We start from the raw sequence: 14,897 nt of genomic DNA, 5'->3' as shown, positions 1-14,897 counted from the left end.
CTCTCTAGCTCTCTAGCTCTCTAGCTCTCTAGCTCTCTAGCTCTCTAGCTCTCTAGCTCTCTAGCTCTCTAGCTCTCTAGCTCTCTAGCTCTCTAGCTCTCTAGCTCTCTAGCTCTCTAGCTCTCTAGCTCTCTAGCTCTCTAGCTCTTCCTCTCGCATCTATGTCATTTACCTGTTACGCTTTCTGAATACAAATAATAAGGAAGCATGTCATGCCACATTTACGTTTTCGTGCAGTAGAGCCACAGACGGTTCAAGCTTTATCTTCTACGCTATTAGATGACTTACAACCTCTAATGGATTGCCCGCGCGATGATTTTACCTTTGAGTATATCTATTCAACCTTCTTTCATGAGGGCGAGGTAACGGAAGCGTATCCGTTTGTTGAAGTACTGTGGTTTGATAGGGGACAAGAAGTGAAGGATAAGGTTGCCCAAGCTGTAACTCTGCGAGTACGTGAAGTGATTGAGGAAGAAGTAGAGTATGTCGCTGTGGTGTTTACTGGTTTGGAAGGTAACAACTACTACGATAATGCAGAGCATTACGGAAAATAAGTCATTTAGTGGATAAAGTTCAGAATACAAAAGAGCCAGCTATTTAGCTGGCTCTTTGCTGCAATCTTAGGCGAGGCCTTGGATAATGACAAACTTCTCTAGAAGTTCTTCTTCCGTCTCGACTCGATTAGGATCTGTGATGATACATTTGGTTATCGGACACACTGACTGACAAGTTGGCTTGTCATAGTGGCCTTTACATTCTGTGCACAGATCAGGGTCAATCTCATAGATGCTATCACCCATACTAATTGCGTCGTTTGGGCACTCTGGCTCACACATATCACAGTTAATACAAGATTTTTTGATTAGCAGTGCCATTGATTATTTACCAGTTGGGTTACGCGTATCCTGACCAGAGTTTAGGTTGCGCATTAACAGACCGTATTCTAGATCCATATCCTGTGGAACTGGAATAAACACGAAGTGGCCGTTACCCTTTGCGTCCTCGATGGTTTCGCTCTTGCGGTTTTCCATCGCTTCTAGAGTGAAGATTACGTTGCCGTTTGGTGTCATCAGCTCAAGGCTGTCACCGACAATGAACTTGTTCTTAACTTCAACTTCAGCGAAATCGCCACGGCGCTTGCCTGTGAACTCACCTACAAATTGCTGAGCATCAGATACTGAGTAGCCGTAATCGTAGTTCTGGTACGCATCGTGAGTATGACGACGTAGGAAGCCTTCCGTGTAGCCACGGTGAGCAAGGCTCTCTAGAGTAGTCATTAGGCTCTCATCAAATGGTTTACCTGCAACTGCATCATCAATCGCTTTACGGTAAACCTGAGCAGTACGAGCACAGTAGTAGAATGACTTAGTACGACCTTCGATCTTAAGTGAGTGCACACCCATCTTAGTTAGACGCTCAACGTGCTGGATAGCACGTAGGTCTTTTGAGTTCATGATGTAAGTGCCGTGCTCATCTTCGTAAGCGGCCATTTTCTCTTCTGGGCGGTGTGCTTCAGAAAGTAGAACCACTTCATCAGTTGGCTTGCCACGACCGATAGTCGTCTCTGGACGCTCGTCTTGAACTTCGACTGCTTGCGCTTCTGCTGGATCAAATTTCTCAACGATATCGCCAGTTTCGTTCTCTTTGCCTTCTTCAACCTTGTACTCCCAACGACATGCGTTAGTACACGTACCTTGGTTAGGGTCACGCTTGTTGATGTAGCCAGACAATAGACAACGGCCTGAGTAAGCCATACATAGAGCGCCGTGAACGAACACTTCTAGCTCAGTCTCGGGACAGTGTTCACGGATCTCTTCGATCTCTTCTAGAGAAAGCTCACGAGAAACAATCACACGCTCAACGCCGTTTGCAGCCCAGAATTTAACTGTTGCCCAGTTTACTGCGTTCGCCTGTACAGACAGGTGAATTGGCATTTCAGGGAAGGCTTCACGAACCATCATGATAAGACCTGGGTCAGACATGATCAGTGCATCAGGGCCCATCTCTACAACCGGTTTAAGGTCGCGGATGAAAGTCTTTAGCTTTGAGTTGTGTGGTTGGATGTTACATACCACATAAAGCTTCTTGCCTAGGGCATGGGCTTCGTTGATACCAATTTGTAGGTTTTCGTGGTTGAACTCGTTGTTACGTACGCGAAGGCTGTAACGTGGTTGGCCAGCGTATACCGCGTCTGCGCCGTAGGCAAATGCGTAACGCATGTTTTTAAGGCTACCAGCTGGTGACAGTAGCTCAGGTACGAATGCTTTCTCAGTCATGTGTAATTCTCTTTGTTCTGATCTCAAGTCAGTGCGATTCCACCTAGTGGAATCGGGGCGCAAATATTACGCTAAATTGTGATGTAAGTACATAAACAAAAATCCCCGCTCAGGAGAGCAGGGATTGATTCAATAGAAAGTAAATATCGCTTTAAGTCGCGATTAGTTTCGCTTTCTTAAGCAGCGTTACTTTTGCGAGCATGCGTAAGCAATCGTAAATGCCTGTTCTTGGAACTGCTTTAGGCCAGTGTCTTTGAACTTGATTGGCATAGGGTTACGCTTAAGTTTTTCTTTGATTTCGTTTGATGGCACAACCGTTACATCCAAGCCGTCAATTAACTGAATCGCAGCTTCCAGTTTAAAGCCGTTACCGCCGCCAGCAAATTTGCCTTTGGTTTGGCGCTGCTTAATTACCACTTTCTCAATCTTGTAATCTTCAACTAGCTTTGCGAAAGCGAATTGGTAATCTCGCACTTGCTGAGTGTCATTCGCATTAGCAATAGATACTTTAGAAACACGACAGTCTTGAATGCTGAATACACTGGCAGAAGCATCCAGAATACAGATAACAGCATCATTACCTTTGATTTCTACACCACAAATTTTCATATCATTAGTCTCTAATTAAGCATTTGAATTTGGTAATCCACCTAGCATTTCATAAAGGTTTGGCAGAAACGCGCTGAACTCACCACACATCAATGAGAAGTCTGCATCAAAGCGAGCCGCTTGGTCTTCACGTGGGATGTCATCATTTTCATCGCGTAGTTCGTCTGAGAACTTGAGGCGTTTAATACTTGCGTCTTCTGCAAGAATAAACTCAATACGACCTTGCCAGTCTAATGCGAGCTTGGTGACGACCTTGTTGGCTTCGATGTGGTTTTTAATCTCATCTGTATCGAGTTCTTGTTTCTTCACTCGAACGATACCGCCATCTTCTTGGATGGCTTTAAGCTCTGCTTCATCTAGCATGGTGACGCCCTGAGGCGTGGTCCCTGATTGAACCCAATCCGTCAGCGTTGATTCAACAGCCTGCTCTGGAATAGCCGGAACAACCGGTAGGCTACCCATAGTCTTACGAAGTAGTGCGAGTACATCTTCCGCTTTTTTATAGCTGCTCGCATCCACTAGGATCAAGCCCTCTTTTGGCATGATTAGCAGGTTAGTATGACTGCTGCGGCTGAATGCACGAGGGAGAAGATCAATAATGATGTCTTCTTTTAGCGTGTCCTTTTCTTTCTTTTTAAGAGGACGCCCCTCTTCTGCTTCTAGTGCATCTACCTTGGCATTTAGGGACTCTTTAATTACTGATGCCGGAAGCATTTTTTCTTCTTTCTTTGCACACATAAGAATTCGACCCTCAGAAACGTGAGTCATCATATCTCCATGCTTACCCATTGCTGTAACCCAACCAAATTTCTGTTTGTCTTGGCTACCACACGGTGTAAAGCGGAACTCTTCAAGTTGCTTTTCTAGTTTGTCTGCGTTGAATTCAACATCGCGATTGACACGATAGGCGAGGCAATTTTTAAACCACATTTAGATAGTCTCTACTGATTGAGTAACGCAGACATGATAGGGGATTCTGAATCTGATGTCTCAGTTTAGAGCTCAAACTGCTGAATTTAGTCAAGTAAATTATGGTTCAGCCTTAATCAATTGAGAAAATAAACTAATGAAAACAATGAGAATCTAATATGAATTTTTCTTTGCAAAGGTCACAAAAGTGTCATAATTATTCTTGATAATGCTTTGCATCGCCGGTCTGGTGAGTTGGCTCAGAACAAATATAAGGTTACGCAACTATGTCGAGAAGAATATTGGTCGTTGAAGATGAAGCGCCAATTCGTGAAATGCTCTGCTTTGTGTTGGAGCAGAAAGGTTACCAAGCTATCGAAGCTGAAGATTACGATACCGCGGTAAACAAGTTAGCAGAACCTTTCCCTGATCTTGTTTTGTTGGACTGGATGTTACCTGGTGGTAGTGGTATCAACTTCATCAAGCATATGAAGCGCGAAGAATTGACCCGTAATATCCCTGTAGTGATGCTAACTGCTCGCGGTGAAGAAGAAGATAAAGTACGTGGTTTAGAAGTCGGTGCGGATGATTACATCACTAAACCATTCTCACCTAAAGAATTGGTCGCGCGTCTAAAAGCGGTGATTCGACGTGTGACACCAACAGCACTCGAAGATGTCATCGATGTTCAAGGTTTGAAGTTAGACCCTGTTTCTCACCGCGTGACAGCAAACGATGCGCCATTAGATATGGGACCGACTGAGTTTAAGATGCTGCACTTCTTCATGACGCACCAAGAGCGTGTCTACAGCCGTGAGCAATTGTTGAATAATGTCTGGGGTACTAACGTCTACGTCGAAGACCGTACAGTTGATGTACATATTCGTCGCTTACGTAAAGCATTAGAATCGGCAGGTCACGATAAGTTGATACAAACTGTGCGTGGTGCAGGTTATCGCTTCTCGACAAAATCTTAAGTAAGAATTAATGAATGCTGGTAATTTAATGTTGCCAGCATGGAGAGTTAAATGGTTGAAAGGTTGACCTGGAAAAAGCTGGCATGGGAGTTGGTTTTTTTCTATAGCCCTTGGGTTCTTGTAGGGTGGTTTTTTGGGTATATGCCGTGGTTGCTGTTAGCTGCTACGGTTTTGCAGCTTCTATGGCATCTACATAATCAAATGCGTTTATCTGCTTGGTTGTGGGATGAAAAGCGCCTAACACCACCTTCAGGAACCGGAAATTGGGAGTCGCTTTTCAATGGTATTTATCGCCTTCAACAGCGTCAGCGTCGCAAGCGTAAAGAGCTGACAAATTTGATCCGCCGTTTCCGGAACGGTGCTGAATCCCTACCGGATGCGGTAGTGGTATTTCGTAGCGAAGGTAACATAGTTTGGTGTAACCGCCTTGCGCAGCATCTATTAGGCTTCCGTTGGCCTGACGACTCCGGTCAGCCTATCGCTAATCTTATCCGCACACCTGATTTTATTAAGTATCTTAACAAAGCTGATTTTTCTGAGCCGCTTGAGATGTGCTCGCCGCTCAATGTTGAGCGTATGCTAGAGCTGCGTATTGTGCCTTACACTGAGGGTGAACACCTGATGGTGGTGCGTGACGTTACCCAGTTGAAGCAACTCGAGGGTATGCGTCGCAACTTCTTTGCCAATGTTTCACATGAGCTTCGAACCCCAATGACGGTTTTACAGGGTTACCTGGAGATGACCGAAGACCCTGACATGGTTGTTGGCCCTATGTGGACCAAAGCTCATGGGGTGATGACTGAGCAACTTAATCGAATGAATGCTTTGGTTAATCAATTGCTGACGCTATCTAAAATTGAAGCAGCACCCATGCATGATCTCGATGAAGTCGTTAATGTGCCAGCTATGCTTGAAGTCTTAGAGAAAGAAGCCGTTAGCCTCAGTGGTGATCGTCAACATAAACTTACGTTCGATGTGGACTCGAGTCTAAAAGTCTTTGCAGATGAAGACCAGTTGCGAAGCGCAATATCTAACCTCGTTTACAACGCCGTGAAATATACACCTGACGGTGCTGAAGTAACGGTTCGCTGGTATCGCTCAAATGCCGGAGCAACGCTGGAAGTGGAGGATGGTGGTGATGGAATTGAACCTCAGCATCTGCATCGACTGACTGAGCGTTTCTACCGTGTGGATAAAGCAAGATCTCGAGATACTGGTGGTAGTGGATTAGGTTTAGCGATTGTGAAACATGCACTGAATCACCATGACTCGCATCTAGAAATCCAAAGTGAGGTGGGCAAGGGCAGCATGTTCTCCTTTGTACTGCCTCAGAGATTGGTTGTTTAATTATGCGATTGCTCGCGCGTGCGTTCATCTCGATAACTGCTGTATTGAGCAGCTCTGCACTCGCTGAGACTCAACTGCCGCCTTACACTAAGTTATCCGGTGTGAGTGGTAACGTTTTATCGGTAGGCTCAGATACGCTTGCTGGCATGACGACCTTATGGGCAGAAGAGTTTAAGGCTATTTACCCAAATGTGAATTTGCAGGTACAAGCATCTGGTTCATCAACCGCACCGCCGGCACTCGCTGAAGGTACTGCTCAGTTTGGCCCTATGAGTCGATCAATGCGTGCAAAAGAAATAGAGGCTTTTGAGCGTAACTATGGCTATAAACCAACTCAACTTAGAGTCGCTATTGATGCCATTGGGGTATTTGTGCACCGCGATAATCCAATTGAAGGGCTCAACTTTCGCCAATTAGATGCAATCTTTTCTTCAACATTACGATGTGGAAAAAACCAGAATATTAATAGTTGGAGTGAGCTAGGTATTTCTCAAGAATGGGCGAAGCGTCGTATTCAATTGTTTGGCCGTAATTCAGTTTCAGGCACCTATGGCTACTTTAAACAGAATGCGCTTTGTAATGGTGACTTCAAAAAATCAGTCAATGAGCAACCAGGTTCTGGATCAGTTGTTCAGTCCGTAGCCTCTTCGATCAATGCTCTGGGATACTCTGGTATTGGCTATCATGTGTCAGGAGTTAAGCTGATACCTATTGCTCGCCATGAAGATGATTTTGTACTACCAGAAAAGAAAAACATCCTTGATGGTCGCTACCCACTATCTAGATTCCTTTATGTTTATGTCAATAAACACCCTGACAAACCACTACCCAAGGTCGAGCAAGAGTTTATTCGCTTTATCTATTCGGAAATCGGTCAGAGGCTGGTTGAGAAAGACGGCTATTTGGGAATTAGCGCCGAGTTTGCACAAAGCGAGTTAGCAAAGGTCGGGTTGTAACCCGACCATTTATTTGAGCTAGTCAAACTGGATTAAGCGAATTTTAAGTCCCATTCGGCACTGGCCCACAGCTCCTGCTCAATCATAAGATCGGCATACAACAATTTATTGTTTTCCAACCATTGCTCATCATTACTCGTTAGTTCCCACGTATCACCTTTCAGTAATAGGTTGAGAGCAGGTAATGGCTCATCACTGCGTTGACCATTGAGTAATATCGATAATCTCAGGATGCGAATGAGGCTAAGGATATGCTTCCTCTTAAACAAGTTAAACTCGGGTAGCTCTTGTAGCTTGAGCGACTTTCTTTGAAAGCGAGCCAATGCTGCCATTACCAGTTGCTGTTCGCTGTTAAAACCAGGCATGTTAGTATGCTGGAGGATATAAGCAGAATGTTTATGAAAACCACGAAAACTAATGCTTAAGCCCACCTCATGCAGCAACGAACTCCAATCCAATAAATCGAATAATGGGCTCTTTTTCTTGATTCCCAATTCATCATGAACTTGCGTTAGAAACTCTCTTGCTTGCCCTTTAACACTGGCGGCATGCTCTAGATCGACTGAGTGCTTGATGGCTAGGTTTTCGGTAGTGCGCATACGGATGTCAGAGCGTTCAAAGCGCTCCTCCATTTCATAAAGAACCCCTTCTCTAAGAGCTGCCTCTGAGAAATGTATCTCCTTGATGGACAGAGCCTTAAATATCGCTGTTAAGATGGCAACACCTGCGGCAAATACAGGTTGACGCTCAACAGTTAACCCCTTTAGGTCCAAGCCGCTAATGTTGTCGTGTTCGCACAGGGTTTCTATTAAATGCTCAAGTCGCTTAAGAGTGATAAGTGCGTCTTCATAGCCCAGACCAATGAGAACCTCTTTGATTGCCTTGATGGTACCCGAAGAACCGAGTGCTACATCCCACCCTTTCTTTTTGTATTGATTGGCTAACGGTTCCAATCGTTGTTGAGCTGCAATGATGGCTTTGGAAAAGTTCTTCTTGGTAAGCTTTCCTTTAGAGAAAAATTTATGAGTGAAGCTAACACAGCCCATTTGCTTACTGTTAACCAATTTCGCTTCAAACCTTTTACCTATGATGAGTTCGGTACTTCCGCCACCAATATCGATAACTAACTTTGTGTCGGTTTCCTGCTGGGTATGTGCAACCCCAAGGTAGATAAGGCGAGCTTCCTCTTCTCCGGGAATAACTTCAATAGGAAAAGGTAGGACTTCTTGAGCACGCTGGATAAAGATATGAGCGTTATTTGCTACACGGAGAGTATGAGTGGCGGCGATGCGCACATTTTCAACGTCAAAACCTTGTAAGCGCTCGGCAAACATTGCTAAGCACTCAAGCCCTCGTTCCATAGATTCATGACTAAGGTTATTGTGAGCATCCAAGCCAGAGCCTAAACGCACACGCTGTTTGTGTCGGCTGACCATTTGTAGCTCTTGGCCAATAACTTTAGCGACCACCATGTGGAAACTATTAGAGCCGAGGTCTATTGCTGCGACATCTTTAACGGATTGAGAAGCCGCATCTATAGGGATAGTAGCGGCTAGGGGAGCATCGTTTGGGTTAATCTGATCTGCTGTTTTCGCTTTGCTCATCTTTCAGTTCTTGTTCTCTGGCTTTTTTGGCCTGCTTCTCGACCTGTTTTAAGTAATCATAGATAGCGATTTGAGAACGAATTTTTTTGCGATTGCCTCGGGCAACGTATTCGTTACTCATCTCTTTATCAATCCATCTAGCCTTAACTGTATCCGTAAAATGAAGATTTACAATGTCGATAATGCGCTGTTTCAAGCGCTCGTCACGGATTGGTGCTGCAACTTCAATGCGATGGTCTATATTTCTCGTCATCCAATCGGCCGACGATATATAGACCTGTGGATCACCATCATTGTGTGTAATGAGAACGCGAGGGTGCTCCAGAAAGCGGTCGATAATACTGATGATCTTTATGTTCTCACTGACACCTTCAACCCCAGGGACAAGAGAGCACATGCCTCGAATGATCATACGAATTTCTACACCAGCATTACTGGCACCATAAAGTTTGTTGATGAGACCTTTATCAACCAAGTTATTTACTTTGAGGGTGATATGGGCTTTTTTCCCAGCTTTAGCATTGGCGATTTCAGTATCGATTATCCGATAGAGTTTTTTGCGTGAGTTTCTAGGGGATACAATCAATTGATCAAACTTCACCGGACGATAGGGGTTTTCAATATACCCAAAGACTTGACGAACTTCTTTAGTGAGCTCTGGAGCGGCTGAAAGCAATGAAAAGTCAGTATAGATACGAGCGTTCTTCTCGTGAAAATTCCCCGTACCAATATGAGCATAGTGAAAAATTTCTTCTTGTTCTTTTCGGCTAATCAACATAAGTTTCGCGTGGATCTTTAGCCCCGGCGCACCAAAGATAACGTGTACCCCTGCATCGGTAAGAACTCGAGACCACTCAATATTTGCTTCTTCGTCAAAACGAGCCTGTAGTTCAACGACAACGGTAACTTTTTTTCCGTTATGTACTGCGTCAATGAGAGAGTTCAGGAGACGAGAGTCCTTAGCAACACGGTAAATGTTGATTTTGATGCTAACCACTTTCGGATCAAACGAAGCTTGTCGAACAAGTTCGGTGACGTGATCAAAGGTGTGATAGGGATAATGGAGCAAAATATCTTTAGCTTTAATTGCATCAAAATAGTTAGCATACCCTTCAAAATCGTCGCATTTGATCGGTGGTAGTGGTTTGTTTTCCAAGTATTTTGCACCCATGTTCGGAAAACTAATGAAGTCCTTGAAGTTATGGTAGCGTCCGCCAGGAATAAGGCTATCGTAGTTTGAAATGCCCAGTTTCTTGCACAAGAACGTCAGCATATTTTCGGGCATGGTTTCTTCATAAATAAATCTTACTGGCATCGCACTTAATCGCTGGGCTACCCCTTCGGACATTTGCTCTAATAGGCTATGGTCGACTTCAAAGCTTAGGTCGTATTCGGCATCTCGAGTCATCTTCATGGCGTGGCAAGTTAGGTCTTGATAGTCGAAGAAGCCGCGGAACAAATCCTCAATGCAATAACGGATGATGTTGTCGAGCAGGATAATCGTCTTACGTCGCTCGCCTTTTTTATCGGGTAAGGTAACAAACCTTGGAAGGTGCTCCGTTGGTATCTCAACCAAGGCATAAGTCACCTTATCATGGTTGATGAGCTCAACGGCTAGGTAGGCACATTCATCCTTTAAAAACTGCAGAACATCTATATCATTTTGGATGATAAATGGTGTGATATGAGGTAATACCTTCTTGTGAAAATACTTCTGAATCCATTTGAGTTGCGGCTCACTCAGTTGATTTTCATTTACGAGAAAGATATGGCGACGAGCCAGTTCAAGAAGGAGTTCACTGTATAGCTCGTCAAAGCGTTGGTTGAGCCTTAACGCTTTGGTCTGCATTTTGGAAAGTAGGTGCTTTGAGTTGTCGTCGTCATCACGTTCTTGGCTAATCAATATTCGACGTTTGACGTCAGCGAAGCGGACTTTGTAGAACTCATCAAGGTTATTGGAGAAAATGCCTAGAAATCGAACTCTTTCAATCAGTGGAACAGAAAGATCTGCCGCTTCTTGAAGAACTCGCTCATTAAATGATAGCCAACTGAGTTCTTTTTCAATGTAGAGTTTTTCGGTGCTCATTTAGCAAATCCTTATTAATCTTGATAAATTTTGCAAGAAAGGTATGCCTTTACTGTTACACTTTTATTTCACTTAGAAAGATTCCAGTCTAGCGTTAGAAAAATGTAATGAGACTTGCACAAATGAAACGTTTGCAGTGTATGTTGCTGTTAACCAACATTTTCATCACTTATCTTTCAGCGACCTGGTGAGAGTTGTAATATAAGTGTCACCTAAACGACATAAAATCAGATTAGCTCAAAAAGGTAGACTAAAACATGGCAGCGGCCGACTTTTCACTCAAAGAACGCGATAAATCTCGATTGATAAAAGATCGACTCATTCGTTATATCGTGACAATGGGTGGCGTTGCTGTATTTGGCGCGTTAATGCTGATTTTTGTTTATCTAGCAAGTGTGGTTATTCCGCTTTTTTCTCCTGCGACGCTGTCCATATCTCAAAGCTATCCTGTTAATACCGACAAAGCCTACTCTTCTATAGGTATTGATGATCATGGTGGTTATTTTTTCACACTTGATGAGCGCTCAGAACTATCCATTGTTGATGTAAGCACGGGTGAAGTGGCCCAACAAACTTGGTTGGACAAGTCTGCCAATCATATTGTTAAGTCGGTAGGCAGCTTCAATTGGTACGCAACGCTCACTTCCAACAATCGAGTAAGCCTTCATCGCATACATGGTAGCAATCTCAATGATGCCCATGTTGTTGACTCTCCACGCAACTTACAAGGCATTGAGTTACCCATAGAAGCTAACCGTCAAGTTCAACATACTGCTTTTGCTGTTCAAGAGCAGTATGGTGAGTTATCAGAGGCATGGTTGGTTATTGCTGATGAAACTAATGCTTTGTCAGCTCTACAGATTCGCTTTAATGAGTTCAATGGGCGTTACGAGACAAATACAATTACTATTTCGAATGGCTTTGATCAGGTTGACCAAATATTGATGATTCCCAATGGTCGGCTTCTGTATGTGAGAATGGGTAATGATCTGGCGATATTTGAAAAAGTGGGTCATCGCTATTCAGTACGAGAAGTGATTTCGCTAAAGCGTGATAACGAGGACTCGATCAAAAATATACAATTGCTTTCGGGAGCTTATTCCTTACTGGTCACCTATCAAGATAACTCGGTAGGACAGTGGTTTGATGTTGTCCGCGATGGCCAGCGTTCTTTGAGTTTCATCCGAGACTTCTCTTTGTCTGAGCCGCTGGTGGATATCCTGCCAGACAGTTACCGAAAGGGTTTCTACAGTTTTCACCAAGATGGCTGGGTCGAAAGTACATTTACAACTAACTCCAACAATGTGTATTCAGACGCGTTGTTTGAGCAAGCTCCTTCGATGGTGGCGATGTCAAACAATGAGCAGTACCTATTAGCACTGGTCAAAAATAGTTGGGTAGTTGTTGATGTTGATAATGCCTATCCAGAAATCTCTTTTTCTGCACTGTGGCAAAAGCTATGGTATGAAAACTACCCTGAGCCAGACTATGTTTGGCAATCTACCTCAGCAGATGACAATTTTGAGCCCAAATTTAGCTTAGTACCAATTGCATTTGGAACAATCAAAGCAGCATTGTTTGCGATGCTGTTCTCTGTACCTATAGCTATTTGTGGTGCCATTTATACCGCTTACTTTATGTCGGCCCGAATGAGAAAAGTGGTGAAGCCAACCATTGAGCTGATGGAGGCGTTGCCAACCGTGATTATCGGCTTCCTTGCGGGCTTGTGGCTTGCTCCTATTGTTGAACAGAATCTAACGGCGATATTGCTGCTGGCGGTTCTATTGCCATTGACGACTTTCTTCGTTGGCGTTGTTTGGTCACTGTTACCTAAAGTTTGGCTCAGCGCTCTACCCAAAGGGTGGCATAGCCTAATCTTGATCCCTGCGTACTTGCTGATTATCTATATTGGCTTCACTCAGGGTACATTCGTTGAGCGGTGGTTATTTGATGGTGATGCGCGACTATTCTTGGCATCTCACGGTATTGATTATGACCAACGGAATGCGCTAGTGGTTGGCTTTGCAATGGGATTTGCGGTTATTCCTACCATTTTTACCATTGCTGAAGATGCCATCTTCTCAGTCCCGAAGCATTTGTCTGATGGTTCACTTGCGTTAGGGGCTACTCCTTGGCAAGCACTGACAACTGTGGTTCTTGTAACTGCAGTACCTGGAATATTCTCTGCGGTCATGATGGGGCTTGGTCGCGCGGTAGGTGAGACTATGATTGTGTTAATGGCAACGGGTAACACCCCGATTATGGACTGGAACATCTTTGAGGGAATGCGTTCACTTTCTGCAACCATCGCAGTAGAAACGCCAGAATCAGAAGTTGGCAGTGCGCATTATCGGCTGTTATTCCTAGCTGCACTAATTCTATTTACCTTCACCTTTGCGGTGAACTCAGTCGCTGAATGGGTAAGACAGCGATTGCGAGATAAGTATCGTTCACTCTAAGTGGTAACAGAGAGTATTAATGAATGTTTAAGTGGTTTCGCTCCGGATCACCGTGGATATGGCTAACCAGTGGTGCAGTCAGTATTAGTTTACTGTCTGTACTAGGGCTTTTATTGCTGATTGGTTGGAAGGGCTTTGCTTATTTTTGGGCAGCGCCACTTTATCAATGGACCACACCCTCTGGCGATACCTTGATTGGGCAGGTTTACCAGCGTGAGTTGATTCCTGTTGATCATATCGTGAATGCGAATACTCGCTTTACCGAATCAGAGATCATTGATGGCAAGGTTGCTCGGCTCAATATCAAAGTCGCGAACCGTGAGTTGTATGATGCTGATTTTATTTCCGTATTTGAGAGTGAATTATCTTCTGCAGCTACCCCTGAAAACTTGATGGTGGTTGAGCGTTCGCGAGGAGGGGCATTTTTTGGTATCCCTGTCCGATATGAGAGTGTCAGTAATGCTGAGAACTTTGACACCGATTTACAACTTGTCCGTGGGGTTGGGTTTGCTAAAACGATTCGTGATGAGATTGAACGCACGATTGATGATCAAGTCGATGGACTCAGCTGGCGACTAGAAAAGCTGCGTAACGACAATCGCAAAGCTAAGTTTGAATCTGGCTATACTGAACAAGATGAACAGAACTATCTAGCCCAAAGAAGGGGCCTGGAGGCTCAAGTCGAAAGCATTGAGCTGAGATTAGATGCATTACGTGCTCAGTTGGAGTTAGAACAGCTGGTTCTAATGGATATGACTGGCAAGCAAGTGTCTATACCACTTAGCCGTATTATCGATACCTGGTATCCGAATAATATGAGTTACTGGGAAAAGGTAAAGCATTGGGTTAAACAGATATGGGCGTTCCTATCGGAAGACCCAAGAGAATCGAACTCAGAAGGCGGCGTCTTTCCTGCTATCTTCGGCACAGTGCTTTTGGTGCTCATCATGTCTATTATCGTGATGCCACTAGGCGTTATAGCGGCAGTTTATCTTCATGAGTATGCCAAGAACAATGCGTTTACTCGTTTGATTCGTATTGCGGTGATCAATTTGGCGGGTGTTCCGAGTATTGTTTATGGCGTGTTTGGTTTAGGCTTTTTTGTATATACCCTTGGGGGTTCGCTCGACGACCTTTTTTATGCCGATCGCCTTCCTGCGCCAACATTTGGTACTCCAGGTCTATTGTGGTCAGCATTGACCCTAGCACTCTTAACGTTACCCGTTGTGATAGTGACGACAGAGGAAGGCCTAACTCGTATTCCTTCATCAGTACGGCACGGTTCTTTAGCCTTAGGTGCAACACAGTTTGAGACCATTTGGCGCATAGTATTACCAATGGCAAGCCCAGCAATGATCACTGGATTGATTCTTGCCGTTGCGCGAGCGGCAGGTGAGGTAGCCCCACTAATGCTGGTGGGTGCTGTTAAACTGGCTTCGAGCTTACCAATTGATGGTCAGTTCCCATATTTACACTTGGAACGTAAGTTTATGCACCTTGGATTCCATATCTATGATGTTGGTTTCCAAACCTCGAATATCGAGGCGGCAAGGCCTTTGGTCTATGCAACATCATTTTTACTTGTGACTGTGATTGTAGGCCTTAACTTAACGGCTATTAGTTTTCGAAATAATTTGCGTGAGAAGTACCGCACGCTAGGTCAGGATTAATCGA

Annotated in this window: 12 protein-coding genes; 6 read left to right on the top strand and 6 right to left on the bottom strand. The window is 44.3% G+C overall.

What is annotated here, in order from left to right:
• The first annotated feature begins 212 nt into the window (after positions 1–212).
• Positions 213–554: a DUF1904 family protein gene (locus DPF91_RS15520; protein WP_117235344.1), complete on the top strand. Its 342-nt coding sequence runs from the start codon at positions 213–215 to the stop codon at positions 552–554.
• A gap of 66 nt (positions 555–620) precedes the next feature.
• On the opposite strand, the gene DPF91_RS15515 is transcribed toward DPF91_RS15520, so the two are convergent.
• From DPF91_RS15515 to rdgC, 4 genes are all read right to left on the bottom strand, one after another.
• Positions 621–875 (bottom strand): YfhL family 4Fe-4S dicluster ferredoxin, encoded by a 255-nt coding sequence (locus DPF91_RS15515; RefSeq protein ID WP_117235343.1) that lies wholly within the window; start codon positions 873–875, stop codon positions 621–623.
• A 3-nt stretch (positions 876–878) separates the two neighbouring features.
• A complete protein-coding gene (gene trhP / locus DPF91_RS15510) occupies positions 879–2,276 on the bottom strand; it encodes a prephenate-dependent tRNA uridine(34) hydroxylase TrhP (RefSeq protein WP_117235342.1) in 1,398 nt (465 codons plus the stop codon).
• 186 nt (positions 2,277–2,462) lie between these two features.
• Positions 2,463–2,885 (bottom strand): DUF3010 family protein, encoded by a 423-nt coding sequence (locus tag DPF91_RS15505; protein ID WP_117235341.1) that lies wholly within the window; start codon positions 2,883–2,885, stop codon positions 2,463–2,465.
• Between the two features lie 15 nt (positions 2,886–2,900).
• A complete protein-coding gene (rdgC, locus tag DPF91_RS15500) occupies positions 2,901–3,815 on the bottom strand; it encodes a recombination-associated protein RdgC (protein WP_117235340.1) in 915 nt (304 codons plus the stop codon).
• Positions 3,816–4,081: 266 nt separating this feature from the next.
• Here rdgC and phoB point away from each other — a divergent pair, with 266 nt between their 5' ends.
• Genes phoB through DPF91_RS15485 form a run of 3 tightly spaced genes read left to right on the top strand, consistent with a single transcriptional unit; the run spans position 4,082 to position 7,074 of the window.
• The gene (gene phoB / locus DPF91_RS15495) at positions 4,082–4,771 is read left to right on the top strand and encodes a phosphate regulon transcriptional regulator PhoB (RefSeq protein ID WP_117235339.1); all 690 of its coding nucleotides are present in this window, start codon (positions 4,082–4,084) and stop codon (positions 4,769–4,771) included.
• A 51-nt stretch (positions 4,772–4,822) separates the two neighbouring features.
• Positions 4,823–6,118 carry a phosphate regulon sensor histidine kinase PhoR gene (gene phoR, locus DPF91_RS15490; protein WP_117235338.1) on the top strand — a complete coding sequence of 432 codons (1,296 nt, stop codon included), beginning with the start codon at positions 4,823–4,825 and terminating at the stop codon, positions 6,116–6,118.
• Between the two features lie 2 nt (positions 6,119–6,120).
• Complete coding sequence (locus DPF91_RS15485; RefSeq protein WP_117235337.1) at positions 6,121–7,074, top strand: PstS family phosphate ABC transporter substrate-binding protein; 954 nt, start codon at positions 6,121–6,123, stop codon at positions 7,072–7,074.
• 32 nt (positions 7,075–7,106) lie between these two features.
• Here DPF91_RS15485 and ppx read toward each other — a convergent pair whose 3' ends face one another.
• Positions 7,107–8,678, bottom strand: coding sequence for an exopolyphosphatase (ppx, locus tag DPF91_RS15480; protein ID WP_117235336.1), 1,572 nt, complete (start codon positions 8,676–8,678; stop codon positions 7,107–7,109).
• On the bottom strand, positions 8,647–10,764 hold the full coding sequence (gene ppk1, locus DPF91_RS15475; RefSeq protein WP_117235335.1) for a polyphosphate kinase 1: 2,118 nt from the start codon (positions 10,762–10,764) through the stop codon (positions 8,647–8,649). Before ppk1 ends, ppx begins: the two co-directional genes overlap by 32 nt.
• Positions 10,765–11,021: 257 nt before the next feature.
• On the opposite strand from ppk1, the gene DPF91_RS15470 reads away from it, so the two are divergent.
• Positions 11,022–13,223 carry an ABC transporter permease subunit gene (locus DPF91_RS15470; RefSeq protein WP_117235334.1) on the top strand — a complete coding sequence of 734 codons (2,202 nt, stop codon included), beginning with the start codon at positions 11,022–11,024 and terminating at the stop codon, positions 13,221–13,223.
• 23 nt (positions 13,224–13,246) lie between these two features.
• On the top strand, positions 13,247–14,893 hold the full coding sequence (pstA, locus tag DPF91_RS15465) for a phosphate ABC transporter permease PstA (RefSeq protein ID WP_117235333.1): 1,647 nt from the start codon (positions 13,247–13,249) through the stop codon (positions 14,891–14,893).
• Positions 14,894–14,897 lie beyond the last annotated feature (4 nt).

The sequence above is a fragment of the Vibrio maerlii genome (genome assembly GCF_003415655.1).
GTDB classification, from domain to species: domain Bacteria; phylum Pseudomonadota; class Gammaproteobacteria; order Enterobacterales; family Vibrionaceae; genus Vibrio; species Vibrio maerlii.
The sequence above is the reverse complement of the archived record's forward strand: the minus strand, read 5'-3'. Positions and strand labels throughout refer to the sequence as shown.